Consider the following 25,502-nt stretch of genomic DNA (forward strand, 5'->3'; position numbering starts at 1 on the left):
CCGTCGCAACGAACGGGGTCACGAGGGCGGTCCCGTTCGCCCGCGAACCACGCCGTCCGTGGGTGACGGCGAGACGGTCGGCTAGGAACCGAACCCGCGTACCATATTTATACATGTGGCTAACAAGTCACGATCGAAATGTGTGCGTGCTGGACTCGACGGGAGGCTCTGCGGATGGCGGGCTGTACGGCCGTAGGAGGGCTGTTGCTATCGCCGGGTACTGCGAGTGGACAGAGCGGTGAATCGTGGCCGGAATCGGGGTACGACGACGGGAATACGGACTACGCTCCCGAGAATACGGGCCCGGTGGCGAACGTGGAAGAAGCGTGGCGTCACGAACTGGATTCCACCCCCGGCGACATAACGGTCGCGAACGGGAACGTCTACGTGAGCAGTCTGCAACTCGACAACCCGCTATACTCGCTGGAAGCTACTTCCGGTGCCGAACGTTGGACTGCCCAGGGTAACGACGTTGAGATAGCGGACGGCTCCATCTACACACACGACGAGAGAAACGTGCTCGCGTTGAATCCGGGCGATGGGACCGAGCGATGGCGGTCGGAGCGTACGTTTTCGGACGTCGATATCGGTCCCCCGTCGATCGCGGACGACCAAATATTCGCCGTATCGTACGACACTGGAAACGAAACCAGTGGTGTACACGCATTAGGGATCGACAGTGGAGCCGAACGATGGCGTTTCGAGGGGAAGGGAAGAGTTATCGCCCATCCAGCGATAGGAGCCGATTCGGTGTTCGTAGGGACGAACAGCAATTATCTCTACGCGATCCGGAGGAGCGATGGGACCGAGCGGTGGCGGTTCCGTACCCAGAGCATGGTCCTATCAACGGTTCTATCCGACGGGGTCGTGTACTTCGGCGGCGACGAGTACGTGTATGCCGTCGATGCCGCCACCGGGAGCGAGCGCTGGCGGTTCCAAGCGGGAACGCCGTCTACGGGGTCAACACCGACGGCGTCGGTACCCACGATAGTCGCCGAGGATACCGTATACGCCCGAGGTGACGATACCATCTACGCGTTGAACACGACCGACGGTACGGAGCGATGGCGGATCGAAAGTGGGGGTACGGCAATTGCGATGGTCGGGGACGTGATCTATGCGTACGACGACCGTGGGCTCTATGCGCTGGATTCGGATGACAGAAGCGAACGATGGCGCGTTCAGCTGGACGATGGATTGGCAGGGTTCGCGGTGGCCAACGGAACGATCTATGCCGGAAGTCGGAACGATTCCGTATATGCCCTGAGCGGTGACACGCCGAATCAGGGTCAGATGGCGTCCACGACGACGAACACGCAGGCCGACAACGGCAGTGATCTCGGAGGAGGAACGGGGAAGCCATCCCAAGGTACCGAAGGCGGGGAGGGTGGTTCGGGGGTCATGGTCCCGCTCGCGGGTGCACTCGCTGCCGGGGCGGGGGGCGGCCTCTGGTACTGGCACCGCAGTGACGACGACGGGGAGCGGAGTCAGGGTGGAGTGACCGACGACGACCGTTCGACAGCTAGCGGATCGATGGGCGAGCGGGCACGGAGTTACGACGGCCCGGATCGGTCGTCCTCCTTAGGCGTCGCTACCCAGTTCGACCGCGCACCGGGCGAAATACCTCGCGCACCGGACGTCCCCATCGACTACGAGGACCTCGTCGAGCGGGGGACGATCGGAACGGGCGAAGAAGCCGAAGTCGTGCGAGCTACGTACCCGACAGCGGAGGGAGACGTTGACCTCGCAGTGAAACGGCCCCGTATGAGCGGAACACTACACCAGGAGAGAGTCGAGGAGATCATGGAAAGTGCCGAGACGTGGGACAAGTTGGACGACCACGATCACGTCGTCGGCGTCCTCGATTACGACGCGGACCCCGTTCCGTGGATCGCCATGGAGTACATGGACGGTGGGACGCTCTCCGAACGAGCGGGTGACCTCGACTTCGACCGCGCGTGCTGGGTCGCGGTGGCGATCGCCGACGGCGTCCACCACGCCCACCGAAGGGGGGTCGCTCACCTCGATCTCGTCCCCTCGAACGTACTCTTCCGATCGGTCGAGAACGCGTGGGACGTTCCAAAAGTCGGGGACTGGGGTATCGCGAAACGCCTGTTCGAACACTCGAAAAGCATCGAGACGATATCGCCACAGCACGCCGCACCCGAACAGTTCAGCGACGAGTACGGTGCGACGGACGATCTGACCGACGTATATCAACTCGGATCGATATTCTACGAGCTGTTCACGGGGAAGCCACCGTTTACCGGCAGACCAGCTACGGTCATGGATCGCGTTCTACACGAGGAGCCGACCCCACCGAGCGAGGTGGCGGAGGTCCCCACGGAACTCGACGACGTACTGTCGACCGCACTGTCCAAGCACAAAGACGAGCGGTACGAATCCGTTCTCCTACTGCAGCGGGCCATCCGTGACCTGTACGTCGACCGACACGGCCAGCAGTAGCTCCGTCGGGACAGGGGTTCAGTAGCGAACGATTTATTGAGAGACGAACACAGACGTCATGTCGATGGGTCGACACTGGACGCGAAGAAAGGCGATACGGGTCGCCGGAAGCGCAGCTATCGGAGGCGGGGCACTGCTGTCGGGGGGAACGAACGGGGCCGCCGGCCAGCGCGCAGAAACGTGGACGCAGTACGGATACGACGGCGCAAATACGGGACACGCACCGGACAACACGGGGTTCACCGAAAACGTGGGGGTAGACTGGCGGTTTCAGGCGGAGCGAAGCGTGATGTCGTCGCCCGCAGTCGTCAACAACGTTCTTTACGTGGCCACCGGACCGCATCAAAACCCGGGGAACGGACACGTCTACGCGCTGGATACGGGCGCTGGGACGGAGATCTGGCGTTTCGAAACCGAAGACGAGTTCGGTGCGTTTGGCCTCTCGTCGCCGACGATCGTGGACGACAAAATAATATTGAATAATGAAGGAAGAGTCCACGCACTCAGTCGGGACGATGGTAAGGCGCTGTGGAGCGAGTGGGTCAGTTCCAACGCACACACTTCCTCGACTGTCGTAGATGGGACCGTCTTCGTGGCGGGCGATTCCTCCGATGCGGGTCTGTACGCGCTATCGGCGAGCGATGGCACCGAGCAGTGGTTCTTCGGGACACAGGGGCGGGTGAGTACGACACCCGCAGTGGCAAACGGCACCGTGTACGTCGCGGCACGGGAGAGAGGGAGCGACGAAGCGACGGTGCATGCCATAGACACCGCGAACGGAACCGAACGCTGGCGATTCGACGGAGCCAGCGACGCGATTCACTCCTCGCCAGCGGTGGCCGGGGATACGGTCTATTTCGGCAGTCACGATACTACCGTATACGCCCTGAACACGGACGACGGAAGCGAACGCTGGCGATTCGAAGCAGAGCAAGAGATCTTTTCTTCGCCCGCGGTTGCGAACGGGACCGTCTACGTCGGGGCCGTCAGTCAACTCCATGCCCTGGATGCACAGGACGGAAGCGAACGCTGGCGCTTCGAGATGGGCACGTTCCGATCCTCACCGGTGGTGGTGAACGGAGTGGTGTATTTCGGCGGCACCAACGACTACGTGTACGCAGTAAACGCGAACGACGGGTCCCAACTGTGGCGGTTCGAGGCACTCAATTCGGTTTCGTCCTCTCCAGCGGTCGTGAACGGGACCGTCTACATCGGCAGCGAAGATAACAACGTGTACGCACTGACGGGCGACGCAACCTCACAGGTCGAGACGGAGAGCCGGATCCAAACACCGACCGCGACCCAACCAGCAACCGCTTCGAGTACCGGGACCGACGGCGATGAAACCGACGAGAACGGTGTCGGTGGTGACGGACGGACGTCGAGTCGAACGCCCGAGGGAGACGGTGGTAACGGGGACCTCATCGTGCCGCTAACGGGCGTACTCGCGGGGGCTGGAGGCGGAATCTGGTACTGGCGACACAACGGTGAGAACGGGGCCATCTGGACGCACGGTCCACTAGGGGGAACACAAAGTATGGGCCCCCCCGAACGAGTGCCGCAGGCCCCGGCAGTGGACGTTGTTTACGATGAGCTCACGGACGAGGAACCGATCGGGGCAGGAGGGAGCGCCGATGTGGTCAAAGTAACGCTACCGACATCCGAGGGCGACGTCCCCCTCGCGATCAAACGCCCACGGACGAGTAACACGCTGGAGGTTGACGAAGTCGAAACGTTGTTACGAGAGGCCGAGACGTGGGACAAACTCGACGATCACGACCACATCGTCGGCGTGGTGGACTATGGAGCGACTCCGCTTCCCTGGATCGCCATGGAGTACATGGACGGCGGTGATCTCTCCGAGCGAACCGGCGATCTCGAGTTCGATCAGGCGGTGTGGACTGCGGAGGCGATCGCGAGGGGCGTCCGCCACGCTCACCGTCGCGGCGTCGCTCACCTCGATCTCAAGCCCGCGAACGTCCTCTTCCGGTCGATCGAGGACGCCTGGGACGTGCCGAAGGTCGCCGACTGGGGCCTTTCGAAACATCTGATCGAACGTTCGGAAACGGTCGAGGGACTGTCACCACAGTACGCGGCACCCGAACAGTTCGATGACGACTTCGGAGTTCCCGACGACGTCACGGACGTGTACCAACTCGGAACGGTCCTGTACGAGTTGTTCACGGGGAAGCCGCCGTTCGAGGGCCAGCCGGCGAAGGCGATGCACAGAGTGTTGAACGAACGACCGACACCACCGAGCGAGATATCGGATGTGCCCCCTGCGTTGGACGACATCCTTCTTCCCGCATTGGCCAAGGAGAAAAAAGACCGCTACGAGTCGGTTTTGCTGTTACAGAAGGCACTGCAAGAGCTACGAGACGACTGAGATACCGCGTCGAATAGTCGAACCGTCGGAAAACGAATCCCCGTCACGACCATCCAACACCCCCGAAGTCAGTGGTCCTGGTACAGTTCTTGGAGATCGTTTCTGAGGAGGAGCGTCGACTGATATCGGTGGGATTTCTTTTTCGCCAAGGCCGTCAGTAGTACGTCGTCCAGCGCGGGAGGAACGTCGGCTATCTCGCTTGGCGGCGTTGGTGTCTCGTTCAGCACCTGGCCCATTATTTCGGTCGACGATCCTTCGAACGGTGGCCGCCCCGTGAACAGTTCATAGAGGACGGTTCCCAGCTGATACACGTCAGTAATGTCATCCGCTACACCGTATTCGTCGTCGAACTGTTCGGGAGCGGCGTACTGAGGTGAGAGGCCTTCGACGCTCTTGGAGTGCTCGAGCAGGTGTTTCGAGAGCCCCCAGTCGGCGACCTTCGGCGCGTCCCAGGCGCCATCGGTCGACCGGAAGAGGACGTTCGCGGGCTTGAGATCGAGGTGGGCGACCCCGCGGCGGTGAGCGTGGCGGACGCCGCGGACGGTTGCGATCGCGGTCCACACTGCTTGAGCGAAGTTCAGGCGACCAGCTCTATCACCGATATCGCCGCCGTCCATGTACTCCATGGCGATCCACGGGATCGGCTCGGCACCGTAATCAAGCACGCCGACGATATGGTCATGATCGTCGAGTTTGCTCCACGTCTCGGCCTCCCGAAGCAGCCGTTCAACCGTATCGGTGTGGAGCGTCCCGCGCATCCGAGGTTTCTTGATCGCTACTGTCACGTCCCCATCGGCGGTGGCGAGCGTCGCCTTCGTTACGTCGGCGTTACCTCCGCTGCCGATAGGTGGCCCCTCCGTCAACTCGTCGTAGGATACGGACAGGTCCGGTGCGCGGGGAACGGTATCGGGAGCGTCGGCTGGGACGTGAGTGTTCGGCGAAACCGCGTCGTCTTCGCTGTGAGTACTCGGAGGAGTAATCGTTCCAAGCACAGGGCCACTCTCAACCGAGCCACCCGATCCTGTTCCCGTTTCGGCATCGCTTCGCGCACTGCCGGCGGGACCCCCACCATCGCGGCGCCAGTACCAGAGGCCACCCCCCGCCCCGGCGGCGAGTGCACCCGCGAGCGGGACGACGAGATCCGAGTCGTCGGCGAACCCGTCGGCGTTCGATCCGCCACCAGCATCACCCCCTCCGTCACCGGCACCACCGTTAGTGGTGACCGGCGCGGTACGGGTACGTTCGGTCGTGGGACGTGTGTTCGTGGATCTTGTTTCTGTCGACACTTGTTCCGGAGTATCCCCGGTCAGGGCGTACAGGGCGTTGTCCGAGCCGACGTAGACAGAACCGTCCACGATCGCCGGTGAATTCACCCGACCGCCCGCTCGGAAACGCCATCGTTCGGTGCCCTCAGTCGCATCGAGTGCATAGAGATAGGTGTCTTGACTGCCGACGTACACGGTGTTGCCCGCGACGACGGGAGAGGCCACGCGGCCGCCGGTTTCGAAGCGCCACCGTTCGGCGCCACTCTCCGTATCAGCCGCGTACAGGGAGCCGCCGTCGCTCCCGAAATAAACGGTCCCGTCGGCTACCGCCGGCGATGAATAGAGACTGCCGTCGGTTTCGAAGCGCCACCGTTCGGTGCCGCCACCCGTGTCTACTGCAAAAAGAGTGTCCGCACTCCCGAAGTAGACGGTTTCCTCAACGACTGCTGGCGTGGAGCTGAACGTTAGCCCCGTCTCGAACCGCCAGATCCGGCTTCCATCCGCCGCATCCAATGCGTAAAAGTCGTCGTTCGAACCGGACTCCCCGTATGAGATATACAGGATGTCATCCGAAACCGTCGGGGCCGATCCGATGGGGCCGTCGGTTTCGAGACACCACCGTTCGGTCCCGTCACTCGTGTTCAGAGCACAGAGACGACTGCCGTTTGCGACGTAGATGGTGTCGTTCCATACCGTAAAGTTGCTCTGGGGCCGGTCGTCGACCTCAAAACGCCAGCGTTCGCTTCCGTCGTCCGTGTTCAGAGCGAACACGTTACTATCCCCATCCAAACCAAAGACCGTTCCGTCCACCACCGCTGGTGGGGGATAAAGCGTCGGATTTTCCAGCTCGAACTGCCATCGCTCGGCACCATCGTCGGCGTCCAGTGCGTGGAAATCGCCACTGCCAACGTAGACGCTCCCGTCGACTACCGCGGGAGAGGAAGACCCTGCCCCGAACTCCCACGCGACTGATATATTGGCGACCGGTGAGGTGTTTTCGCGTGCATATCCCGTGTTCGCGGCATCGTATCCGTGCTGTGGCCACGATTCGCCGCTCTGTCCGGTGGCGATGTCGGAATCCCCCACAATCAGCGCACCCCCGAACACAGCCCCGCTGGCCGCCCGCAACGCCCCCCGCCTCGTCCATCCCGCCGAATCGGTCATTGCCGACGTATGTGTCACCAGTGCATAATAAACGCTCCCCCGACGGCTCGGTGTCGCACCGTGGAGCCGTCCCCAGGAAGGCGAGCATCAAGGGGGCGACGATATTAGCGGCGCCCCACGGTCTGGGACACCGAACACCGTCACGAACCGGTCGTCAACGACGCGTGCGGCGCGGTCCACGTGACGGGGGCACAGCTTTTTGCGCCGGTCGGTCGAAACACGTCCGTGACGGATCTGGTCACCGTCGGCGACGCCACCCTTCGGTTCTCGCCGCCACGGGGCGAACGCATCGAGACGGCCGGCGACTTCGCCGCCCACGTCGGCGGCCCGGAGAGCAACGTCGCCGTCGCGGCGGCGACGCTCGGCCTCGACGCCGCGTGGCTGTCGAAGCTCCCGGACACCCCGCTCGGGCGGCGGATCGTCGGCGAACTGCGCCGCCACGGCGTCCGGACGGGCGTCGTCTGGGCGGAGTCGGGGCGGGCGTCGACGGCGTTCGTCGAGCGCGGCGGGGCGCCCGGCGCGCGGTCGGTGTCCGACCGCGAGGGCGCGGCCGTCGCCACGGCCACCGCCGAGGACCTCCCGCTCGGGGTGGTCCGGGAGGCCGACACCCTGTTCGTCAGCGGGGCCACGCCCGCCCGCTCGGAGGCGCTCTTGGAGACGACGGCGACGCTCCTCTCGGTCGCCGGCGAGGCGGACACGACGCGGGCCTTCGACACCCGCTTCGAGGCGACGGGACTGGAGGCCGACCGGGCCCGCGACCTGTACGACCACCTCCTCGACGCCGTGGACGTGCTGGTGATCGACGAGGCGGACGCCGAGGCGGTCTTCGGCCTCGACGGCGACGTCGTGCCCGCGGCCCACACTCTCCGGACGCGATACGACTGCACGACGGTTGTCGTCACCCGCGAGGAGGACCGTCACCCGACGGTCGGCCTCCACGGCGAGGAGATATACGAGGTGCCGCCGTTCGAGGGGGAGACCCGCGACCCGGCCGGCGTCCACGACGCGTTCGTCGGCGGGTTCCTCGCCGGGCGACGGCGCGGCGCGAACGTGAAAGAGGCGCTTCGCCAAGGGGCGGCGACGGCGGCACTCAAGCGAACCATCGTGGGGGACGTCGTCGTCGGATCGCCAGACGACGTGGCGGCGATCCGCGACGGTCGGGAGTGATATCAAAAAGTGGCAGCAGCCGCGACCGGCCGGGACCCCGGTCGGGGAACTCGGGGCGAGGCCGGCGCGAAGCGTCGGTCGGGTCGGGGAGACGCGTTGCGGGGACCGACGCCACCGGCACACGGGGAACGTCCGGAGGGCGTCGGCATCCCAACGTACCGCCGCTTGTAACATAAATCCATCAGAGGCTTAGATGCCGATTTCAGTCTCGGCAAGTGGGGTCCAACCAGCCAGTCCGCGGATCGGCGCCGACGACGGCATCCCGGCAGTGGCCCAACTTTATCGGCGGACAAGGCGAATACCCCGGGGCTTGACCCCGGGGATGAAGCCGACAACCCGTGACACAAACCATTAACTGAACACATCGCTAATCAAGAGACAGCGATGGAACACAGTCACCGCTACCACGCTTACCCAACACAAGAGGTAGCGGAGGGACTGGAACATCATCTCGATGTTCATCGCCAACTCTACAACCACGTTCGCTGGGACTACGAGAACAGTCCAGAAAACGACAAGCCGAGTGAGTACGCCCAGAACAACAAACTCCCCGAGTGGAAACAGCGGTGGCCTGTGTTCGGAGAACTGCACTCGAAAGCCGCGCAAGCCACCGTCGCCCGCTTCCACCGCAATCTCTCGAACCTTCGCAAGAAAAAAGAGAAGGGGTACAATGTTGGTCGGCTCAAGCGGCAAGCACCCACCAAGTATCGAAGCGTGACGTACAACCAGTCTGGTTTCGACCTCGATGAAAAGAGGGGCCGAGACAGGTTCGCTTACGTCCGTTTCAGCAAGATTGGGTGGATCAAGATACGGTATCACCGCCCGATTCCCGACCACGCTACCATCAAGGAGGTCACGTTCAAGAAGGAGACGACCGGCGAGTGGTTCGTCTCCTTCGGCCTCGAAACCGACGACGCCGACCTACCCGAGAAACCCGCCGTGGACTCGTTGGACGCGAGCAACAGCGTCGGGATTGACCTCGGCATCCAGAACTACATCCACATGTCTGACGGCAAGACTGTGGACTGGCTCGACCTCGAAGACGACTACGAGCGCCTTCGACGTGAGCAACGCAAACTCTCACGGAAAGAGAAAGGGTCGAGCAACTGGGAGAAACAACGCCAGGAAGTAGCTAACGTCAAGCGACACATCAGGCGGAAGGTGCTGGACTATCAGCACAAACTCACGACGTGGCTCGTCCGCGAGTACGACGCCGTATTCGTTGAGGACTTGAACGTGAAGGAGATGTTGGAGCAGTCGCATACTGCTCGGAACAAGCAGGAAGCGGCGTGGCGACAATTCATCACGCTCCTCGAATACAAATCCGACCTGTACGGCACTCACGTCAAGCAGGTCGAAGCACGAGGCACCACGAAAGAGTGCGCGTCGTGTGGCGTGGAGACAACGAAGCCTATCTGGGTGCGGGAACACTCCTGCCCGTCGTGTGGGTTTGAGACGGATAGGGATGCGAATGCGGCGATGAACGTGTTGCAGAGAGGCTTTTCTGAGTTAGGGCTGGGATGGCCCGAAGACACGCCCGTAGAGACTGTGACCGCTACGGACACGACTCACTTCGAGTCCGTGTCTGCAAGTCACGCCGTAGAAACGGGAAGCCTCGGGGCTTGACCCCGAGGCGATTCACGGGGAAACCGATCCCACGGGAAGTGAGATGCCGATCAGCGTCGCGTTGCAAGGAAGCGTCGGAATCGAGACGTCGGTGGCCGTCACCATCTGGGGGCTGATCGGCGTGTTGGGGCTGGTCACCGGATATCTGCTCGGCCTCACGGTCGGAGGGTAAACGGATGCGAACGCCGGTCACCGAGCCGGGCGTCGTCTCCCACGTGCCGGCTGTCCCGACCGTCGACGCCCCGCTACAGATGGCGCGCGTCGGCCCCGATCCCGAGACGGTCGCCCTCTACGCCGTCGTCGCCGTCGCGAGCCTCGGCCTCGGGTTCGGCGTCGGGGTCTACCGTGCGCGGCGCCGGGGGGGCGAGGACCCGTCGGCGTCGGGGCCCGAACGGGCCGGCAGCGGACCGCGAGGGTCGGCGTCGACCCCCGAACCGGGGCGCGACGCCGAATCGCAGGCGGGCGATCGGCTCGGGCAGTCACCGAGCGTGAGCGGCGGGAGAGAGGAAAGCGAGAGCGTGGCCGGAAGCGCGAACCAACCGCCCGACTCGGCCCCGCGGGCGCCCGACGTACGCGTCGATTACGACGCGTTGACCGACGAGGAGCCGATCGGCGGCGGGGGCAACGCCGACGTGACGAAGGCGACACTGCCAACGCCCGAGGGTAACGTGACGCTCGCGATCAAGCGCCCGCGGATGCAGGGGACGCTCCACGCCGACGCCGTCGAACGGATGCTCGACGAAGCGGAGACGTGGGACAAACTCGACGACCACGACTACGTCGTCGGCGTCGTCGACTACGGCGCCGAGCCACTGCCCTGGATCGCCATGGAGTATATGGACGCCGGTCACCTCGGGGGACGGGCGGGCTCCCTCGGTTTCGATCAGGCGCTCTGGACGGCCGTGGCGATCACGAAGGGCGTACGTCACGCCCACCGTCGGGGAGTCGCCCACCTCGATCTGAAGCCGGCGAACGTCCTCTTTCGCGAAGTGGCGGGCGCCTGGGACGTGCCGAAGGTCGCCGACTGGGGACTCTCGAAACACCTGCTCGAGCACTCCCAGAGCGTGGAGGGGCTCTCGCCGGGATACGCCGCACCCGAACAGTTCGACCGGTCCTACGGGACGACCGACGACATCACCGACATCTACCAACTCGGCGCCGTCTACTACGAACTCTTTACCGGCCGGCCGCCGTTCGAGGGCGAATCGACGCGCGTGATGCGTGCCGTCCTCGACGAGACGCCGACGCCACCGAGCGAGGTGGCGGACGTCCCCTCGGCGCTCGACGACGTCCTGCTGACCGCACTGGCCAAGGACAAAGCCGACCGCTACGACGACATCGTCTACCTCCGGGACGACCTACAGGCGCTGTTCGAGGGACGGCGAGCGTGAACCGCCTCGGGGTCAAGCCCCGAGGCACTCGCCTTGCTCATCTGTAGACTCGTCGGCGACGTGTCGATGCTGGACGTCCCCCTCGAACGGGACGGCCACTCCGAGCGGTTTCACTACTGGCGAACGGAGTGAGCCAGCAGGGGTTTTCCCCACGTTTTTGCAAGGCGTGGTTCCCGCAGCGAGCCGAAGGCTCGCGAGGAAACCCGACGCAGCGAAAAGTGGGAATATGCCGCCTCCCCGATTTGAACTCCGGAAGACGTGCTCGCTCCGCTGCACGCGGCTTCCGTGCTCAAATCGGCTCGGCGTCGTTTCTTCACCTGCTCGCTACGCTCACGGGTTCAGAATATGCCGCCTCCCCGATTTGAACGGGGGACAGCTCGATCTTCAGTCGAGTGCTCTCCCAGTCTGAGCTAAGGCGGCGCAGTTCCGACGAAGTGGATTACGGTCAAAAGGATTTCGAAACACCGCCGGCGGGCGGTCAGGCGACCGTCCGTCGTTCGGTGAACGTCCGGGTGGCGTTCGCCGTCCGGACCGTCGTCTCGATCCGGATGCGGCCGTCGTTGGCCTTGATCCGTACGGCGTCGGCGTAGCCGACCCGGACCGTCCGGGTCCGTGTGACCGTCTCCCCGGCGTCCAGTCGCCCGACGTCGGAGCTCCCCTCCCAGACGAGGCGGTCACCGGTGGTGATTCGGGTGGCAACGCGGACGTCGCGGGCCGTATCCGTCCCCTCGTTCGACAGCCCGATGGTGACCGTCCGACACCGCGACCCGCAGGACTCGACCGAGCGGACGCGCATGGTGACGTTCGGCGACGTCGAACCGGTCGACGAGGGCGTCGGCGTCGCGGTCACGGTCACGGCGGCAGCGCCACCGTCATCCGTGTCCGCGGTGGTCGTGTCGCCGCCCGGCGCGACGAAGAGGGCGGCCGTGCCGGCGACGGCGACGACGAGCAACACGGCGAAGACCATCTCGGTCCGGCTCCAGGAGCCGAGGACGCCCGCCTCGTCGGCGTCGGCGTCGCCGTCGCTCCCCCCGTCACTCCCCGCGTCGCCGTCGGTTCCGGTCCCCGCCGGGGCCGACGGCCCGCGCTCTCCCGACATGAGTGAACGATGGGGATCGGCGCGCATAGCTCTGGTGGCAGGGGGCGAGACGCGTTCGCTCACGCCCGAATACGGTTCCACACGGCCGAGACGGCCGTTCGTCCGGTCCGCGACCACGAGTACGACCCACAACTGCCTGCGCAAACACCTGCAGGACCGCCATCACGAGAGCGAAATCGTCGACCGGTACCCGTCGTCGCCGCCGGCGTGAGTGCCGTCACGCCGGGAGACGGTAGGTATCGACGTCGGTCCCGGTTCCGGGGTCGCGCTCGGCGGCGGCCGCGAGGGCGTCGCGGGCGAGCGCCGCAGCGTCGTCGAGCGACGCCTCGGGATCGTGACCGGCTTCGAGGACGCCGAGGGCGAGGGCCGCGCCGCTCCCCAGCGCCGCCAGCGACTCCTCGGTGACGCCGCCGTCGGGATCGATCGATCGGAGGCGCGGGACGCCCGCGTCGTCGGGGGCGGTGACGAGTACGGAGGCGTCGAACTCGGTGGCGACGTCGGCGACGAGGCGGGCGACGGCGTCGATCCGGAGGCGACCGCGCTCCGTGCGGTAGGATCGGATCTCGGCGTCGAGACGGTCGGCGACCGCGGGAACGTCCCCGCAGACCACGGCGGCGCCGACGCGGTCGAATTCGAGGACGTGCCGACGCGACCGACTCCGGATGCGGCCCCCGCTCGCGACGACGCGGTCACCGGCGAGGACGACTCCGGCGGGGCAGGCGACTCCGGCGACCGTGCTCATGGTCGTTCGTTCGCGGCGAACGGAGGTAGGCGTGTCGCTTACGCCCCGAGGAGGTCGTCGACCAGCGCTTCGGGATCGAACCGTTCGAGGTCGTCGTACCCCTGCCCGGTGCCGAGAAAGAGGACGGGCTTGCCGGTCACGTAGGCGACGGAGATGGCGGCCCCGCCCTGGGAGTCGGCGTCCGCCTTCGTCAGCACGGCGCCGTCGATTTCGGCCGCCTCGTCGAACTGCTGGGCGCGTTCGACGGCGTCCTGGCCGGCGACCGCCTCGTCGACGAACAGGGTGAGGTCGGGGTCGACGACGCGGTCGATCTTCTCCAACTGGGCCATCAGGTCGCTGGAGGTGTGGAGGCGCCCGGCGGTGTCGCCGAGGACGACGTCCACGTCGTTGGCCTCCGCGTACTCGACGCCGTCGTAGACGACGGCGGCGGGATCGCCGCCCTGTTCGTGGGTGATCAAGCGCTTGTCGAGCGCCTCGGCGTGTTCCCGGATCTGCTCGTTGGCCCCCGCACGGTACGTGTCGCCGTTCGCGAGCACCGTGGAGTACCCGCGCTCCTCCAGATAGCGAGCCAGTTTGGCGATGGTGGTGGTCTTGCCGACGCCGTTGACGCCGGTGAAGACGATGGTCACCGGCTTCTCCGCCTGCGCGATGCGCTCGTCGAAGTCGAACTGGCCGACGCTGATGACCTCGAGCAGGGCGTCCCGAAGGGCGTCCTCGACGAGGTCACCCGTGCTCGCCATCTGGGATTTGGTCTCGCCGATCAGGTTCGACCGGATCTGATCCAGGATGGCCTCCGCGACGCCCATCTCGACGTCGCTCTCCAGCAGCGCCATCTCGAGGTTCCAGAGGGGATCCTCCAGGTCCTCCTCCTCGAGGACGACCTTACCGGTGGCGAAGGCCTTGGCCCGCTGGAGGCGACCGGGCGAGTCGGCGTCGGCCTCGTCGGGCGCGTCCGTCTCGTCGGCGGTGTCGGCGTCGTCCGCCGAATCCGTCTCGGCCTCCCCGTCCGGTTCCGCCTCCGGATCGGCGTCCTCGGCACTCTCCTCGACGTCGCTCCGGAAGGTATCCAGCTTGTCTTTCAGTCCGTCGAACATCGGCCGCTACTCGTCGTCGCCCTGCTCTTGTTGGAGCTGCTGCATCTGCTGTTGTTGCATCTGCTGTTGCATCTGCTGGGCCTGCTGTTCGAGCTCCTGGCTCTCGGATTCGAGCTCCGAGATCTCGTCCTCGACGTCGTCGACGCGGTCGTCGAGCACGTCCCGCTTGCGTTCGAGGGCGTCGATGGCGTCGCCCTGGGGCTGTTCGGCCGCGTAACCGCCGCCGAGATCGACGATCACTTCGTCGATGTCCTGGACCTCGGCACGGAGGTAGGCGCCGCCGCCGAGGGGGACCTGCACCGTCGAGCCGGTGTCGAGGGTCTCGATGGCCTCGACCGCCTCGTCGATCTCGCTTTGGCGGGTGCGAAGCGATTCGATCTCGGCTTCCAGCTCCGCGATCTCCTCGTCGATGGCCTCGATCTCCTGGGTGAGCTGCTGGAGTTGCTGCTGACCGCCACCCATCATGCCGCGGTCACCCCCTCGATCTCGACCTGCGTGCGCTTGAGGCCGTGCTCGCTCCCGAGCTGGGCGAGGGTGTGCTCGCGCGCGACGTTCTCGTTGGTGGCCTCTACCGACTTCTCGAACTGTCGGTAGCCGGTTCGGTCCTGAAAGCGTCCGCTGACGACGAATTCGCTCATGTACCGAAGGGTCGTGAGGAAGCGGGAAGTATCTTCCTACTGGCGCTCGATGTAGCCGAGCGTCTCCTCGATGCGGCCGAGCTCCGGGCCCGTGGTGTCCGTGCCGACGACGTAGCCCGCGTCGGTGGCGACGAGTCCGGAGCCGACGAGGGGGGCGCCGTAGTTCACGGTGCCGATGTCGGCCCGCACGTCGAGACAGTCTTCGAGCGCCTCCAGTTCCGGCTCGCGCGATTTCGGGTGGCAGAGCACCCCCTCGTTGGTCGCGACGGCGGCGGTACCGACGGTGCGGACGTCCGCCAGGTCGCCGCGCTCGACGGGCACGTCGAGGGCGTCCTTGACCGTCCGGATGGCCTCCCGGCTCAGGTCCGGGTGGACGTACGCGCCGTAGTCGTTCGCGAGAACGACGTTGCCGGCGGCGTTGATGCGTCCCGGAAGTTCGGTCACGTCGAGTCCGGTCTCGTCCTCGATGGTCGAAATCTCGCGGTCCGTCGCCCGACCGGAGACGAGGAGCCCGTGCTCGTTGCCGACGGCGAGGGCGCCGACGGTTCCGGAGCCGCCGACCGTGGTCGACACGGGATCGACGTCGAGTTCGGCCGCGATGTCGGCCACGGTGTCCGCGTCGGCGTCCGGACGCACCAGCAGACAGTCGTTGGTCGCGCGGGCGAACACCCCGACGTACGACGATCCGGCGAAGGAGGCGCGTAACACGTTATTCTGCGGTCTCTGCTTCGACGATCGGTTCGCCGTCCTCGACGAAGCGAGCGGCGCGAACGCGGAGCTTGCTGGGCGGGTTGTTCCGGCCCTGGGCCCAGATCGCCTCGTTGATGTCCGGATCGAGACGGACCTCGCTCTCGTCGACCTTGAAGTGCGTAGCGAGGTGTTCGCGGACGATGGTCATCGCCCGGTCGGCACGCTCGTTCGACGGCTCCGCCCGTGCGTCGCGGAGCGGGACGGTGACGACGCGCTCCTCGAAGTCGTTGGCGCTCATCTATTCGTCCGTATCGTTCCGGCGCCAGTTGCGGCGCTTCGGGTTGCGGGTGACCTGCCGGTCCGTCTTGAGCATGACCCACGCGGGGACGCGGCTGTTCTGGTTCTCCAGTTTGGCGAGTCGCTTCTTCTTCGCCTTCGATTTCTTACCCATAGTGCCCCTGTCTACCCCGTCGCCGCATAAAATCTTGTTCTTTCGGGCGTTGGTCGGGGCACACCGTGGGACCGTTCGATATCGCGATATGCGATTGATGGACGGTGCGACCGTGACCCCATCCCCCGAACGGGCCTTCGGCGACCGAGCGGCGCGAAAACAGAGGGGGCGCGTGCAGCACCGGGAAATCGCCGTGCTCGCCGGCGTTTCACGTCGAACGGTAGTTCGAATCCACCCGATCCCACGCCGACGAGCGCGCCGGTGAAGTGGCTGGCGTGGATTCGAATCAGGGAGTGAAACGACCGTGGTTCGAATCCATCCGCGAACGACAGCGAGCGGATGGGAGGTTCGAGCCCAGAGGACGGAAGTCCTCGTGGTTCGAATCCATCCGCGAACGACAGCGAGCGGATGGGAGGTTCGAGCCCAGAGGACGGAAGTCCTCGTGGTTCGAATCCATCCGCGAACGACAGCGGTGCCGTCCACCCGGGACGCTCGCCCCGGAGACACCGGTGAGCGGGGAAAGGAATCCCGTGGGCGACCCGGGGACGAGGTAGCTTCGGGGCGACTCCGGACGTCGCGCATGCGGTCGTTCTCCCACGGCCCGCGAGGGATCGAACGAAAGGAGCGTGGTCGGCGTGCGCCGGTATCGAGTCCGATCGGCCGGGGTGTGGGTCGGGCGAAGAACGGGTGGCCCCGGACGGGATCTACCGGAGCCGACAGTTCCTGATAAATCTCATATCGCGATACGGAATCGATCGGGCGCGGCTACAGCGGGTACCGACCGACCGTCTCGTAGACGGGGCCGTCGTCGGTGAGCGTACTCTCCGTGAGACGGACCTCGCACACCTCGACGGAGCCGACGTCCGGGTTGGCGTCCGCGACGACCCGCTGGACGGCTGCCTTCCCGCGGGCGTCGTCCATCCGGGCGAGGGTGACGTGGGGCGTGAAGTCGTGGTCGGCGGGATCGAACCCCAGGGCCGTCGTCTCGCGTTCGACCGCCTCGTGGAGGCGGGTGAGTTCCGGGCCGCCCCGGCGGACGCCGGTCCAGACGACGCTGATGTAATCGAGCGAGGGGAAGACGCCGTAGCCGCCGAGGGTCAGTTCGAAGGGGTCCACGGCCGCGTCGTCGACGGCGGTGGCGAGGGCGGATTCGAGGGCGTCCCGGCGGTCGGGGGTAACCTCGCCGAGGAACTCGAGGGTCACGTGGGCGTTCTCGGGGTCGACGAAGCGGAGACTCCCGGCGTCGGGCAGGCGATCCTGGGCGTTCGCGATCCCGTCGGCCAGCGGGGCCACGTCGACGCTGACGAACAGTCGCATACGCACGGCTCGCCGCGCCGAGGACGTAAGTGCTGGCCCGTGACGCAGGCCTTAACCGCCCCGACGTCCAATTCCAGGGCATGGACGACGAGCAACCCCATCGCTTCTCGGAGGGGCAGGGGTTCGACGAGGAGTACGAGGAGTTCTCGCTCGATCCGCCGGAGCTGTCGGTCGATCCGACGGAGGTCGATCCGGTGGACTCGCGGGTACTGACGGACATGCTCGACGAACGCAACGTCGGGAGCGACCAGGTCGACGCCGAACAGCTGGTCGACGTCGGGCTCTCCTACATGGGTATCAACCGGTTCGAGGAGGCGACCGGGGCGTTCGAACGTGCGGCGCAGTTCGCGGCGGACGACCGGATCGAACAGGAGGCGTGGGTGAACAAGGGTGCGGCACACGCCGAACTCGAGGAGTACGACGAGGCCATCGGCGCCTACGAGGAGGCCCTCGACATCGACGGCGAGTCCGACCACGCCGCCACGGCCCACACGAACCTGGCGTACGCCCTCTGGGAGTGGGGGCGGACCGAGCAGGCGCTCGAACACGCCGAGCGCGCCGTGGAGGTCGACCCTCGGTTCGGACAAGCGTGGTACAACCGCGGTTTCTTCCTCTCGGAGCGAGGCCTCCACGAGAGCGCGGTCGACTGTTTCGACAACGCGATCCGACTGGGGATGCGCAACGCCTCGGTGCTGGAGGAGAAAGCGCGGGCCCTAGAGGAACTCGGCCAAGACGAGGAGGCCGAGCGCGTCCAAGAGCAGGCGGCGGAACTCCGCGAGGAGGCCGAGCGCGAACTCGTCGAGGATCGGTAGATGCTGATCCGCGAGCGCGACACGCCCGAGGGACTCCTCGTCGCGGTCTGTGACCGGGAGTGTCTCGGCGAGACCTACGCGGACGGCGAGGTGTCGCTGACGGTGACCGAGGAGTTCTACGGCGGGGACCCCGGCGACGCCGAGGACGTGGTGGACGCGCTACGGCGGGCCTCGGTCGCGAACCTCGTCGGCGAGCGCTGTGTCGACGTCGCCGTCGAGGCCGGACTCGTCGACGCGGAGAACGTCCTCGAACTCGAGGGCACGCGCCACGCCCAACTGCTCTGGCTCTAGCCGACCATCGAACTCTCGAGCATCTGTATCTCCGAGACGGGACCGATCTCGACGTAGTGGGTCTCGCCCGCGTCGCCGGTCGGGCGGATCTCGAGCCAGTAGGAACGGTCCGGGTCGAGGTCGAACACCACCGCACCCGCCGCCGACTGGCCCGCCGAGAGCGTCGTGGCGGCGACCGACTGGGCGTCGATCCGGTCGTCGTCGCCGATGCTCGTCGTCCCCCGGTCGTCGAAATACCGGATCTGATCCTCGTTAGTGGCGAGGAACGAGTTCTGGGGGAAGGTAGTGGAGTCGTCCTGCGGGTTCTCGAACTCCAGAAGCACGATCAGGAAGGTCCCGTCCGCGGTGGCGGGGTTGGCGCTGCTACCGACGCTGTCGGCGCGGAAGAAGTCGATAATGCGGTAACGGATCCGGTTGCCCTCGGTGCCGACGACGAACGACTCCTCGAGGGCGTGTGTGGGGCCACCGGGGCCGGATGCCGCCGTCTCGGTCGGCTCCGCCGTCGCCGTCGCCGTCGCCGTCTCGGTCGGCTCCGCCGTCGCCGTCGCCGTCGCCGTCTCGGTGTCGGTCGCCGTCCCCGTCGGCGTACTCTCCGAGCCACCGCCGCCACACCCCGCGAGCAGTCCTGCCGTGAGCGTTCCACAGATTCCCAAGACCCGTCGACGTTGCATGGTTGCATGTAAGCGGTCGGATACCTGAAGAAAGTGGTGGGTCGGGGACGTAACCGGTCGGGGTTTCGTCGGGTGTGAGACACCGAAGGGGTGTTATTCCTCCGGATCCTACAACTGGGCGATGGGAGTCCAGGAATCGTATCCGATCGACGTGGAGGCCATCCGGGCCGATTTCCCGATCCTCGACCGCCTGGTCGGGGGCGACGTGGAGACGTCCGGACAGGGTCCCGACGACGACACGCCCCTCTACTATCTGGACAACGCCGCGACGAGCCACACGCCCGAGCAGGTAGTCGAGACGATCAGCGACTACTACCGCGGCTACAACGCGAACGTCCACCGGGGCATCCACCAGTTGAGTCAGGAGGCGAGCGTGGCCTACGAGGAGGCCCACGACACCGTCGCCGACTTCGTCGGCGCGGCGGGTCGCGAGGAGATCGTCTTCACCAAGAACACCACCGAGGCGGAGAACCTCGTCGCCTACGCCTGGGGACTGGCCGAACTCGGTCCGGATGACTCGGTCGTCCTCTCGGAGATGGAACACCACGCGTCGCTCGTGACGTGGCAACAGATCGCCAAGCGGACCGGCGCCGAGGTGCGCTACATCCGCGTCGACGACGACGGCTACCTCGATATGGACCACGCCGCCGAGTTGATCGACGACTCCACGGCGATGGTGTCGGTCGTCCACGTCTCGAACACGCTGGGGACGGTGAACCCCGTATCCGACCTGGCCGACATGGCCCACGACCACGACGCGCTGATCTTCGTCGACGGCGCACAGTCGGCGCCGACCCGCCCGGTCGACGTGAAAGCCATGGACGCCGACTTCTTCGCGTTCTCCGGACACAAGATGTGTGGCCCGACCGGCATCGGGGCGCTCTACGGCAAGGAAGCGATCCTCGAATCGATGCAGCCGTACCTCTACGGCGGCGACATGATCCGTCGGGTCAGCTTCGACGACTCGACGTGGGAGGACTTGCCCTGGAAGTTCGAGGCCGGTACTCCCTCCATCTCGCAGGGCATCGCCTTCGCCGCCGCCGTCGACTACATGGAGGATATCGGCATGGAGGCCGTCCAGGCCCACGAGGAACTGCTCGCGGAGTACGCCCACGACCGCCTCGACGAGTTCGACGACGTGACGATCTACGGCCCGCCGGGCGACGACCGCGGCGGCCTCGTCGCGTTCAACGTCGAGGGCGTCCACGCCCACGACCTCTCCAGTATCGTCAACGACCACGGCGTGGCCATCCGGGCCGGCGACCACTGCACCCAGCCGCTCCACGACAAGCTCGGCATCGCGGCCTCCGCGCGGGCCTCCTTCTACGTCTACAACACCCGCGAGGAGATCGATCGGCTGATCGACGCCATCGCCGAAGCCCGAGAGCTGTTCGCGTAGCCGCGTTCGCGGCGTTTTCGACGGTGTCCACCGGTAGCCGTCGGCTCCACGCGTAGCGTCGAAAGAAAAACGGGATCGTTCGGTCGGGCGATGCGGTGCGGCGATGGATCGAGAGGGATGGGGCGCGCGCCTATCTCACATCGCGCCGCCCATGCCACCCATGCCGCCCATGCCGCCGCCCATGCCGCCGCCCATGCCGCCGGCGCCGCCGGGGCCGCCTTCGTCGCCGCCGTCGTCGCTGCCGCCGCCCTTGAGGTCGCCGGCCGCGATGACGTCGTCGATGCGGAGGATCATGACGGCCGCCTCGGTGGCGGACTCGATGGCCTGAGTCTTGACGCGGAGGGGTTCGACGACGCCCTCCTCCTCCATGTCGATGATGTCGCCCGTGTAGGCGTCCAGGCCGGCCGAGAGGTCGCCCCCGTCGTGCTGGGCGCGCAGGTCGACCAGCGAGTCGATGGGGTCGAGACCCGCGTTCTCGGCGAGCGTGCGCGGGATGACGTCGAGGGCCTCGGCGAAGGCCTCGACGGCGAGCTGTTCGCGCCCACCGACGGAGTCGGCGTAGTCACGCAGGGCGAGGGCGAGCTCCGCCTCGGGCGCACCGCCGCCGGGCAGGACCTTGCCGTCCTCCAGCGTGGTGCGCACGACGCCGAGGGAGTCCTCGACGGCGCGCTCGACCTCGTCGACGACGTGTTCGGTCCCACCGCGGAGGACGAGCGTCACGGACTTGGCGTCGGGGGTGTCCTCGACGAAGATGCGCTCGTCGCCGCCGATGTCCTTCTGGGCGACCGAGCCGGCGAAGCCGAGGTCGTCCTCGGTGATGTCGTCGACGGAGCCGACGACCGTGCCGCCCGTCGAGCGGGCGAGCCGGGAGAGGTCGCTGTCCTTCGCACGGCGGACGGCGAGGATACCCTCCTGTGCGAGGTAGTGCTGGGCCATGTCGTCGATGCCGCTGCCGACGACGACGGCGTCGGCGCCGACGTCGACCAGCTTGTCGACCATCTCGCGCAGCTGTTCCTCCTCCTGGTCGAGGAACTGCTGGAGCTGGTCGGGGTCGGTGACGTTGACCTCGGCGTCGATCTCGGTCTCCTTGACTTCGAGGTCGCCGTCGATCAGGGCGACGTTCGCGTCCTCGACGGCGTAGGGCATGCTGTCGCTGACGCGTTCCTTGTCGACGATGACGCCCTCGATGAGCTCGGAGTTGTCGATGGCGCCGCCGACGACCTTCTCGATGGAGACGTTGTCCGTGTCGACGCTACCGTCCTCGTCGCGCACGGCGAGCACGGCGTCGACCAGCAGGTCCGCGAGGTCGTCCTTGGCGCTCTCGGCGCCCTTGCCCGTCATCGCCGTGGAGGCGATCTTGACGAGGGTCTCGCGGTCGTCCGGCGACACGTCGATGGCGTTGTCCTCGAGGACCTCCTTGGCCTTCTCCGCGGCCTGGCGGTACCCCTGGGCCAGCGTCGTCGGGTGAATGTCCTGATCGATGAGCTCCTCGGCCTCGTCGAGGAGTTCGCCCGCGATGACGACGGCCGTCGTCGTGCCGTCGCCGACCTCGTCCTCCTGGGTCTCGGACACCTCGACGATCATGTTCGCCGCGGGGTGGTCGATGTCCATCTCTTTCAGGATCGTGACGCCGTCGTTCGTGACGACGACGCTCCCGCCGGAGTCGACCAGCATCTTGTCCATTCCTTTCGGACCGAGTGTGGTCCGTACGGATTCCGCGACGGCCTTCCCGGCCGTGATGTTCATCGACTGAGCGTCCTTCCCTTGGGTTCGCTGGGAGTCCTCGCCGAGAATGATCATCGGCTGACCCTGCTGCATTCGCTGAGACATAATCAACCTTTGATTGATTGTGATTCTATAAAAACGTTTCGTTTCGGCGTATGGTACGTCGTACCGCAGTCAGGTGATTAGCGGTCACGGCAACGGCTGTCACACCGGGGGGATATCGTCACTCGAAACCACGGATCGAGGAGGAGTTACAGTTCGACGCCGCGGGTGAGTTCGTTGTGTTTGCGCTCGAGGAAGCCGTAGACGGCGCCGTGGGGCGCGCCGTCGAGGATCATCTCGGCGGCCCGGCGGACGGCCTGGACCTCCTCGGGTTGGCCGATGATCCCGAGAGTGGTCCCGTAGATGACCACCTCGGCACCGGTAAGTTCCTCCATCAGTTCCCGGGTGCGACCGTTCTCGCCGATGAGCCGTCCCTTCTGTCGCTGGAGGTCGTTCCTGTTTCGGGTGGCGTCCTCGATGTCGATCAACTCGAACATCCGCATCTCGTCGTCGAGGAGGGAGAGGGCCGCGTCGGGCTTGAACCCGCGACCGATAGCGCGGACGATGTCGGGGGCGACCATCGCGGTGACGGGGTCGCCGGTGGCGTCGATGGCGACGCTCCCGCTCTCGGAGTCGATGTCGAGGCGAACCTCGGCACGCCGCTCGATCTCGCGCATGGTCTCGCCGCCCTCGCCGATGAGGACGCCGAGGCGGTCCTGCGGAACCTTCACGTGCTGCATACCGCGGACTACCGGGCGGAGCCGTTTAAGCGTTCTCGCTCGGGGATTACGTCTCCGCGCCCGTCACGAACGCACGCAGGTCCGTGGGGTCGACGTCGATCCCCTGTCGCGTGAAAAAGGCCGCCACGTTCCGGCAGTCCCGGTCGAGGAAGTCGTCGGCGTTCGGATGGTGGACCGTCACCGCCTGCCCCAGGTCGATGACGACCAGTTCCCCGTCGTGGATGATCAGGTTGTACTCGGAGAGGTCGCCGTGGACGAGTCCGGCGTCGTAGAGCCGGCGCATGTACTCCCGGACCACCTCGAAGGCCGTCTCGGGGTTCTCGACGTTCACCTCCGCGAGCCGCCGGGCGCGCTCCTCGACCAGCCCCACCAGCTCCATCACCAGGACGTTGCGCTCGACGGCGATGGGTTCGGGCACCCGGACGCCCGCGCTCCGCGCCCGCCGCAGGTTGGCGAACTCCTTTTTGGTCCACGCGAGGACGACTTTCTTCTTGTCCGAGCCGATCCCCTCGAACCGCGGATCGCCCTCCAGATACGCCCGCATCTCCTGGAAGTTCGAAGCGTTGATGCGGTAGATCTTCACCGCCACGTCCCGGTCGTCGGCGCCGAGTGCCTCGTAGACGTTCGCCTCCTTGCCCGTCGAGATGGGGCCGCCGAAGGCGTCGATGTGGCCGTCTTGGACCAGCTTGTAGATGGCCGCGAAGGTGGCGTCGTCGAACACCGACTGTGCGACCTTGAACTGGTCGGCGTCCTTCAGGCGCTTGCGGAACTCGGCGAACTCGCGGTCCCGCTTTCTGGCGATGCGGTCCGCGTCGGTGTCGGAAACGTCGATCTCCTCCCACTCGTCGCCGAAGTCCTCGCCTTCCCCCTCCTCGGGGTCGAGCAGGCCGTACTCCTCGCGGTCACTCATTCGTTCCCGTTACGTCGTCACGCCTCAAAAGTCCCGCCGCTACTCGATGTGGCCTTCGCGCCGCAGCTGGTCCGCCTCCGACTTCTCGTAGCGCCACGAGATGTCGGCCTTCTCGTCCTGCCAGTCCCACGGCTCGACGAGGACCACGTCGTCCTCCCGGATCCAGATGCGCTTTTGCATCCGCCCGGGGATGCGGGCGGTGCGCTCCTGGCCGTCCGCACACCGTACCTGTACCCGGTTGGCCCCGAGCATGTCCGTTACGACGGCGAACACCTCGTCGTCGTCGGGCATTCGAAGGTCCTTGCGCCCGCCGTTTTCGTTCTCGCTCATGGCTGACCGTTCGCGGTCGCGAGTTTTAAAACCGCCGACGTATCGTCGCGCCCTCAGGCGTCGGACGTGGCGTCACGCAGTTTCGCCCGTCCGGGCGCGATGAGTTCGTCGAGGTACGTTGCCAGCGCCCCCTTCGCGTCCGCCGGGTGCAACTCGCCCGACTCCAGATCCGCCGCCAGCGACTCGTAGTCGCCGTAGGTCAGGTCGCCGCCGTACTCGTCGGGCCGTTCGACGACCACGGTGTCGTACCGCGGGAAGACGTGGTACTCGAAGATCTGGAGGACGGGGTTCTCCCGCTCGCGGCCCGCGTCGTCCGGCTCCGGATCGCGAGTCGGCGGACAGAAGGCGCCGTTGACCTTCCCCTCGATGTCCGCCGTCGAGTCCTCCATCGAGATGGAGACGCCCTCGCTCGCGGACATCTTCCCCACGCCCGTATCGAGGTCGGCGATCAGCGGCGTGTGGAGGCAGGTCGGGGCGTCCTCGCCGATCTTCGGCAGGACGTCGCGGGCGAGCATGTGGACCTTGCGCTGTTCCATCCCGCCGATCGCGAGGTCGACGTCGAGATAGACGATGTCGAGCGCCTGCATCAGGGGGTAGACCGCCTGCGAGACGGTGACCGAGTCGCCGCTCTTGATCTCCGCCATCGCCCGCTCGGCCCGGGAGAGGGTCGTCTCCAGTTCGAGGGCGTGCAGGTCGAGGACGTACTCGCGGTCGAACTGGAACTCGGAGCCGTAGACGAACTCGGTGCGCTCCTCGTCGAGACCGTACGCGAGGAACTGCGCCTTCATACGTTCGGCCGTCTCCCTGATCTCCTCGAAGGTGCCCTTGTCGTTGAGGTAGGCGTGGACGTCCGCGAGCAGGACCGTCACCTCGAAGCCGGCCTCCTGGAGGTCCATCAGCTTCGTCGCGGTGAGCATGTGGCCGATGTGCAGGACGCCCGACGGCTCGTAGCCGACGTACGCGCGCTTGCCCTCGGGGTCTTCGGCCAGTTCCCGTCCCTCCGCCTCGGTGACCACCTCGGTCGCGTTCCGGGTGATCCGCTCGTAGACGTCCATACCGTATACCGCGGGAGCGGGAAAATATGAC

The 25,502-nt window shown here is 66.0% G+C and carries 25 protein-coding genes and 1 tRNA gene; 9 read left to right on the forward strand and 17 right to left on the reverse strand.

Annotated elements, in window-relative coordinates; translation table 11 throughout:
* Nucleotides 1-174 precede the first annotated feature (174 nt).
* Both NO364_RS14085 and NO364_RS14090 read left to right on the forward strand, forming a co-directional pair.
* Nucleotides 175-2,466 carry an outer membrane protein assembly factor BamB family protein gene (locus NO364_RS14085; RefSeq protein ID WP_257627854.1) on the forward strand — a complete coding sequence of 764 codons (2,292 nt, stop codon included), beginning with the start codon at nucleotides 175-177 and terminating at the stop codon, nucleotides 2,464-2,466.
* A gap of 64 nt (nucleotides 2,467-2,530) precedes the next feature.
* Nucleotides 2,531-4,852 (forward strand): outer membrane protein assembly factor BamB family protein, encoded by a 2,322-nt coding sequence (locus tag NO364_RS14090; RefSeq protein ID WP_257627855.1) that lies wholly within the window; start codon nucleotides 2,531-2,533, stop codon nucleotides 4,850-4,852.
* A 68-nt stretch (nucleotides 4,853-4,920) separates the two neighbouring features.
* Here the strand turns inward: NO364_RS14090 and NO364_RS14095 are convergent, their stop codons facing one another.
* Nucleotides 4,921-7,281: an outer membrane protein assembly factor BamB family protein gene (locus tag NO364_RS14095; protein WP_257627856.1), complete on the reverse strand. Its 2,361-nt coding sequence runs from the start codon at nucleotides 7,279-7,281 to the stop codon at nucleotides 4,921-4,923.
* Between the two features lie 225 nt (nucleotides 7,282-7,506).
* On the opposite strand from NO364_RS14095, the gene NO364_RS14100 reads away from it, so the two are divergent.
* From NO364_RS14100 to NO364_RS14115, 4 genes are all read left to right on the forward strand, one after another.
* A complete protein-coding gene (locus NO364_RS14100) occupies nucleotides 7,507-8,448 on the forward strand; it encodes a sugar kinase (RefSeq protein WP_257627857.1) in 942 nt (313 codons plus the stop codon).
* A 384-nt stretch (nucleotides 8,449-8,832) separates the two neighbouring features.
* On the forward strand, nucleotides 8,833-10,074 hold the full coding sequence (locus tag NO364_RS14105; protein ID WP_257627858.1) for an RNA-guided endonuclease InsQ/TnpB family protein: 1,242 nt from the start codon (nucleotides 8,833-8,835) through the stop codon (nucleotides 10,072-10,074).
* Between the two features lie 43 nt (nucleotides 10,075-10,117).
* Nucleotides 10,118-10,246: a hypothetical protein gene (locus NO364_RS14110; protein WP_257627859.1), complete on the forward strand. Its 129-nt coding sequence runs from the start codon at nucleotides 10,118-10,120 to the stop codon at nucleotides 10,244-10,246.
* Nucleotides 10,247-10,250: 4 nt separating this feature from the next.
* Nucleotides 10,251-11,465, forward strand: a complete 1,215-nt coding sequence (locus NO364_RS14115) for a serine/threonine-protein kinase (protein WP_257627860.1) — start codon at nucleotides 10,251-10,253, stop codon at nucleotides 11,463-11,465.
* 346 nt (nucleotides 11,466-11,811) lie between these two features.
* Here NO364_RS14115 and NO364_RS14120 read toward each other — a convergent pair.
* The 10 genes from NO364_RS14120 to thpR form a co-directional block, all read right to left on the reverse strand.
* A tRNA-Phe gene (locus tag NO364_RS14120) sits at nucleotides 11,812-11,885 on the reverse strand.
* Between the two features lie 58 nt (nucleotides 11,886-11,943).
* Complete coding sequence (locus NO364_RS14125; RefSeq protein WP_157690262.1) at nucleotides 11,944-12,564, reverse strand: hypothetical protein; 621 nt, start codon at nucleotides 12,562-12,564, stop codon at nucleotides 11,944-11,946.
* Nucleotides 12,565-12,781: 217 nt separating this feature from the next.
* On the reverse strand, nucleotides 12,782-13,306 hold the full coding sequence (locus NO364_RS14130) for an Ntn hydrolase family protein (RefSeq protein ID WP_157690261.1): 525 nt from the start codon (nucleotides 13,304-13,306) through the stop codon (nucleotides 12,782-12,784).
* 38 nt (nucleotides 13,307-13,344) lie between these two features.
* Nucleotides 13,345-14,400 carry a signal recognition particle-docking protein FtsY gene (gene ftsY, locus NO364_RS14135; protein ID WP_157690260.1) on the reverse strand — a complete coding sequence of 352 codons (1,056 nt, stop codon included), beginning with the start codon at nucleotides 14,398-14,400 and terminating at the stop codon, nucleotides 13,345-13,347.
* Between the two features lie 6 nt (nucleotides 14,401-14,406).
* Complete coding sequence (pfdA, locus tag NO364_RS14140) at nucleotides 14,407-14,862, reverse strand: prefoldin subunit alpha (RefSeq protein WP_157690259.1); 456 nt, start codon at nucleotides 14,860-14,862, stop codon at nucleotides 14,407-14,409.
* On the reverse strand, nucleotides 14,862-15,038 hold the full coding sequence (gene rpl18a / locus NO364_RS14145; RefSeq protein WP_157690258.1) for a 50S ribosomal protein L18Ae: 177 nt from the start codon (nucleotides 15,036-15,038) through the stop codon (nucleotides 14,862-14,864). Before rpl18a ends, pfdA begins: the two co-directional genes overlap by 1 nt.
* A 36-nt stretch (nucleotides 15,039-15,074) precedes the next feature.
* Nucleotides 15,075-15,746 (reverse strand): translation initiation factor IF-6, encoded by a 672-nt coding sequence (locus NO364_RS14150; protein ID WP_157690257.1) that lies wholly within the window; start codon nucleotides 15,744-15,746, stop codon nucleotides 15,075-15,077.
* A gap of 1 nt (nucleotide 15,747) precedes the next feature.
* Nucleotides 15,748-16,026 carry a 50S ribosomal protein L31e gene (locus tag NO364_RS14155; protein ID WP_157690256.1) on the reverse strand — a complete coding sequence of 93 codons (279 nt, stop codon included), beginning with the start codon at nucleotides 16,024-16,026 and terminating at the stop codon, nucleotides 15,748-15,750.
* Entirely contained in the window at nucleotides 16,027-16,179 is a 153-nt protein-coding gene (locus tag NO364_RS14160; RefSeq protein WP_049937522.1) for a 50S ribosomal protein L39e, read from the reverse strand.
* 765 nt (nucleotides 16,180-16,944) lie between these two features.
* Nucleotides 16,945-17,496 carry an RNA 2',3'-cyclic phosphodiesterase gene (gene thpR / locus NO364_RS14165; RefSeq protein ID WP_157690255.1) on the reverse strand — a complete coding sequence of 184 codons (552 nt, stop codon included), beginning with the start codon at nucleotides 17,494-17,496 and terminating at the stop codon, nucleotides 16,945-16,947.
* A gap of 80 nt (nucleotides 17,497-17,576) precedes the next feature.
* Between thpR and NO364_RS14170 the strand changes: the two genes are divergently transcribed.
* A complete protein-coding gene (locus NO364_RS14170) occupies nucleotides 17,577-18,308 on the forward strand; it encodes a tetratricopeptide repeat protein (protein ID WP_199243640.1) in 732 nt (243 codons plus the stop codon).
* Nucleotides 18,309-18,599, forward strand: coding sequence for a DUF424 domain-containing protein (locus NO364_RS14175; protein ID WP_257627861.1), 291 nt, complete (start codon nucleotides 18,309-18,311; stop codon nucleotides 18,597-18,599).
* Here NO364_RS14175 and NO364_RS14180 read toward each other — a convergent pair.
* The gene (locus tag NO364_RS14180) at nucleotides 18,596-19,270 is read right to left on the reverse strand and encodes a DUF4352 domain-containing protein (protein ID WP_157690254.1); all 675 of its coding nucleotides are present in this window, start codon (nucleotides 19,268-19,270) and stop codon (nucleotides 18,596-18,598) included. The genes NO364_RS14175 and NO364_RS14180 overlap by 4 nt on opposite strands.
* Before the next feature lie 121 nt (nucleotides 19,271-19,391).
* Between NO364_RS14180 and sufS the strand changes: the two genes are divergently transcribed.
* On the forward strand, nucleotides 19,392-20,669 hold the full coding sequence (sufS, locus tag NO364_RS14185; protein WP_257627862.1) for a bifunctional cysteine desulfurase/selenocysteine lyase SufS: 1,278 nt from the start codon (nucleotides 19,392-19,394) through the stop codon (nucleotides 20,667-20,669).
* Between the two features lie 135 nt (nucleotides 20,670-20,804).
* Here the strand turns inward: sufS and thsA are convergent, their stop codons facing one another.
* The 5 genes from thsA to NO364_RS14210 all read right to left on the reverse strand — a co-directional run bounded on the left by thsA (nucleotide 20,805) and on the right by NO364_RS14210 (nucleotide 25,471).
* Entirely contained in the window at nucleotides 20,805-22,469 is a 1,665-nt protein-coding gene (gene thsA, locus NO364_RS14190; protein WP_257629121.1) for a thermosome subunit alpha, read from the reverse strand.
* Nucleotides 22,470-22,645: 176 nt separating this feature from the next.
* Nucleotides 22,646-23,176: a KH domain-containing protein gene (locus NO364_RS14195; RefSeq protein ID WP_257627863.1), complete on the reverse strand. Its 531-nt coding sequence runs from the start codon at nucleotides 23,174-23,176 to the stop codon at nucleotides 22,646-22,648.
* A gap of 46 nt (nucleotides 23,177-23,222) precedes the next feature.
* Complete coding sequence (gene rio1 / locus NO364_RS14200; RefSeq protein ID WP_157690251.1) at nucleotides 23,223-24,086, reverse strand: serine/threonine-protein kinase Rio1; 864 nt, start codon at nucleotides 24,084-24,086, stop codon at nucleotides 23,223-23,225.
* A gap of 39 nt (nucleotides 24,087-24,125) precedes the next feature.
* Nucleotides 24,126-24,416 (reverse strand): translation initiation factor eIF-1A, encoded by a 291-nt coding sequence (gene eif1A, locus NO364_RS14205; RefSeq protein WP_157690250.1) that lies wholly within the window; start codon nucleotides 24,414-24,416, stop codon nucleotides 24,126-24,128.
* 53 nt (nucleotides 24,417-24,469) lie between these two features.
* Nucleotides 24,470-25,471, reverse strand: a complete 1,002-nt coding sequence (locus tag NO364_RS14210; protein ID WP_257627864.1) for a tyrosine--tRNA ligase — start codon at nucleotides 25,469-25,471, stop codon at nucleotides 24,470-24,472.
* Nucleotides 25,472-25,502: the final 31 nt, after the last annotated feature.

The sequence above is a fragment of the Haloplanus salinarum genome (genome assembly GCF_024498175.1).
GTDB classification, from domain to species: Archaea; Halobacteriota; Halobacteria; order Halobacteriales; family Haloferacaceae; genus Haloplanus; species Haloplanus salinarum.

Bases quoted from the DNA above. Each gene is read 5' to 3' on its own strand.
- NO364_RS14085 (WP_257627854.1), top strand. From the start codon at position 175: ATGGCGGGCTGTACGGCCGTAGGAGGGCTGTTGCTATCGCCGGGTACT.
- NO364_RS14090 (WP_257627855.1), top strand. From the start codon at position 2,531: ATGGGTCGACACTGGACGCGAAGAAAGGCGATACGGGTCGCCGGAAGC.
- NO364_RS14095 (WP_257627856.1), bottom strand. From the start codon at position 7,281: ATGACCGATTCGGCGGGATGGACGAGGCGGGGGGCGTTGCGGGCGGCC.
- NO364_RS14105 (WP_257627858.1), top strand. From the start codon at position 8,833: ATGGAACACAGTCACCGCTACCACGCTTACCCAACACAAGAGGTAGCG.
- NO364_RS14110 (WP_257627859.1), top strand. From the start codon at position 10,118: ATGCCGATCAGCGTCGCGTTGCAAGGAAGCGTCGGAATCGAGACGTCG.
- NO364_RS14115 (WP_257627860.1), top strand. From the start codon at position 10,251: ATGCGAACGCCGGTCACCGAGCCGGGCGTCGTCTCCCACGTGCCGGCT.
- NO364_RS14125 (WP_157690262.1), bottom strand. From the start codon at position 12,564: ATGTCGGGAGAGCGCGGGCCGTCGGCCCCGGCGGGGACCGGAACCGAC.
- NO364_RS14130 (WP_157690261.1), bottom strand. From the start codon at position 13,306: ATGAGCACGGTCGCCGGAGTCGCCTGCCCCGCCGGAGTCGTCCTCGCC.
- ftsY (WP_157690260.1), bottom strand. From the start codon at position 14,400: ATGTTCGACGGACTGAAAGACAAGCTGGATACCTTCCGGAGCGACGTC.
- pfdA (WP_157690259.1), bottom strand. From the start codon at position 14,862: ATGGGTGGCGGTCAGCAGCAACTCCAGCAGCTCACCCAGGAGATCGAG.
- rpl18a (WP_157690258.1), bottom strand. From the start codon at position 15,038: ATGAGCGAATTCGTCGTCAGCGGACGCTTTCAGGACCGAACCGGCTAC.
- NO364_RS14155 (WP_157690256.1), bottom strand. From the start codon at position 16,026: ATGAGCGCCAACGACTTCGAGGAGCGCGTCGTCACCGTCCCGCTCCGC.
- NO364_RS14160 (WP_049937522.1), bottom strand. From the start codon at position 16,179: ATGGGTAAGAAATCGAAGGCGAAGAAGAAGCGACTCGCCAAACTGGAG.
- thpR (WP_157690255.1), bottom strand. From the start codon at position 17,496: ATGCGACTGTTCGTCAGCGTCGACGTGGCCCCGCTGGCCGACGGGATC.
- NO364_RS14170 (WP_199243640.1), top strand. From the start codon at position 17,577: ATGGACGACGAGCAACCCCATCGCTTCTCGGAGGGGCAGGGGTTCGAC.
- NO364_RS14175 (WP_257627861.1), top strand. From the start codon at position 18,309: ATGCTGATCCGCGAGCGCGACACGCCCGAGGGACTCCTCGTCGCGGTC.
- NO364_RS14180 (WP_157690254.1), bottom strand. From the start codon at position 19,270: ATGCAACGTCGACGGGTCTTGGGAATCTGTGGAACGCTCACGGCAGGA.
- sufS (WP_257627862.1), top strand. From the start codon at position 19,392: ATGGGAGTCCAGGAATCGTATCCGATCGACGTGGAGGCCATCCGGGCC.
- thsA (WP_257629121.1), bottom strand. From the start codon at position 22,469: ATGATCATTCTCGGCGAGGACTCCCAGCGAACCCAAGGGAAGGACGCT.
- NO364_RS14195 (WP_257627863.1), bottom strand. From the start codon at position 23,176: ATGCAGCACGTGAAGGTTCCGCAGGACCGCCTCGGCGTCCTCATCGGC.
- rio1 (WP_157690251.1), bottom strand. From the start codon at position 24,086: ATGAGTGACCGCGAGGAGTACGGCCTGCTCGACCCCGAGGAGGGGGAA.
- eif1A (WP_157690250.1), bottom strand. From the start codon at position 24,416: ATGAGCGAGAACGAAAACGGCGGGCGCAAGGACCTTCGAATGCCCGAC.
- NO364_RS14210 (WP_257627864.1), bottom strand. From the start codon at position 25,471: ATGGACGTCTACGAGCGGATCACCCGGAACGCGACCGAGGTGGTCACC.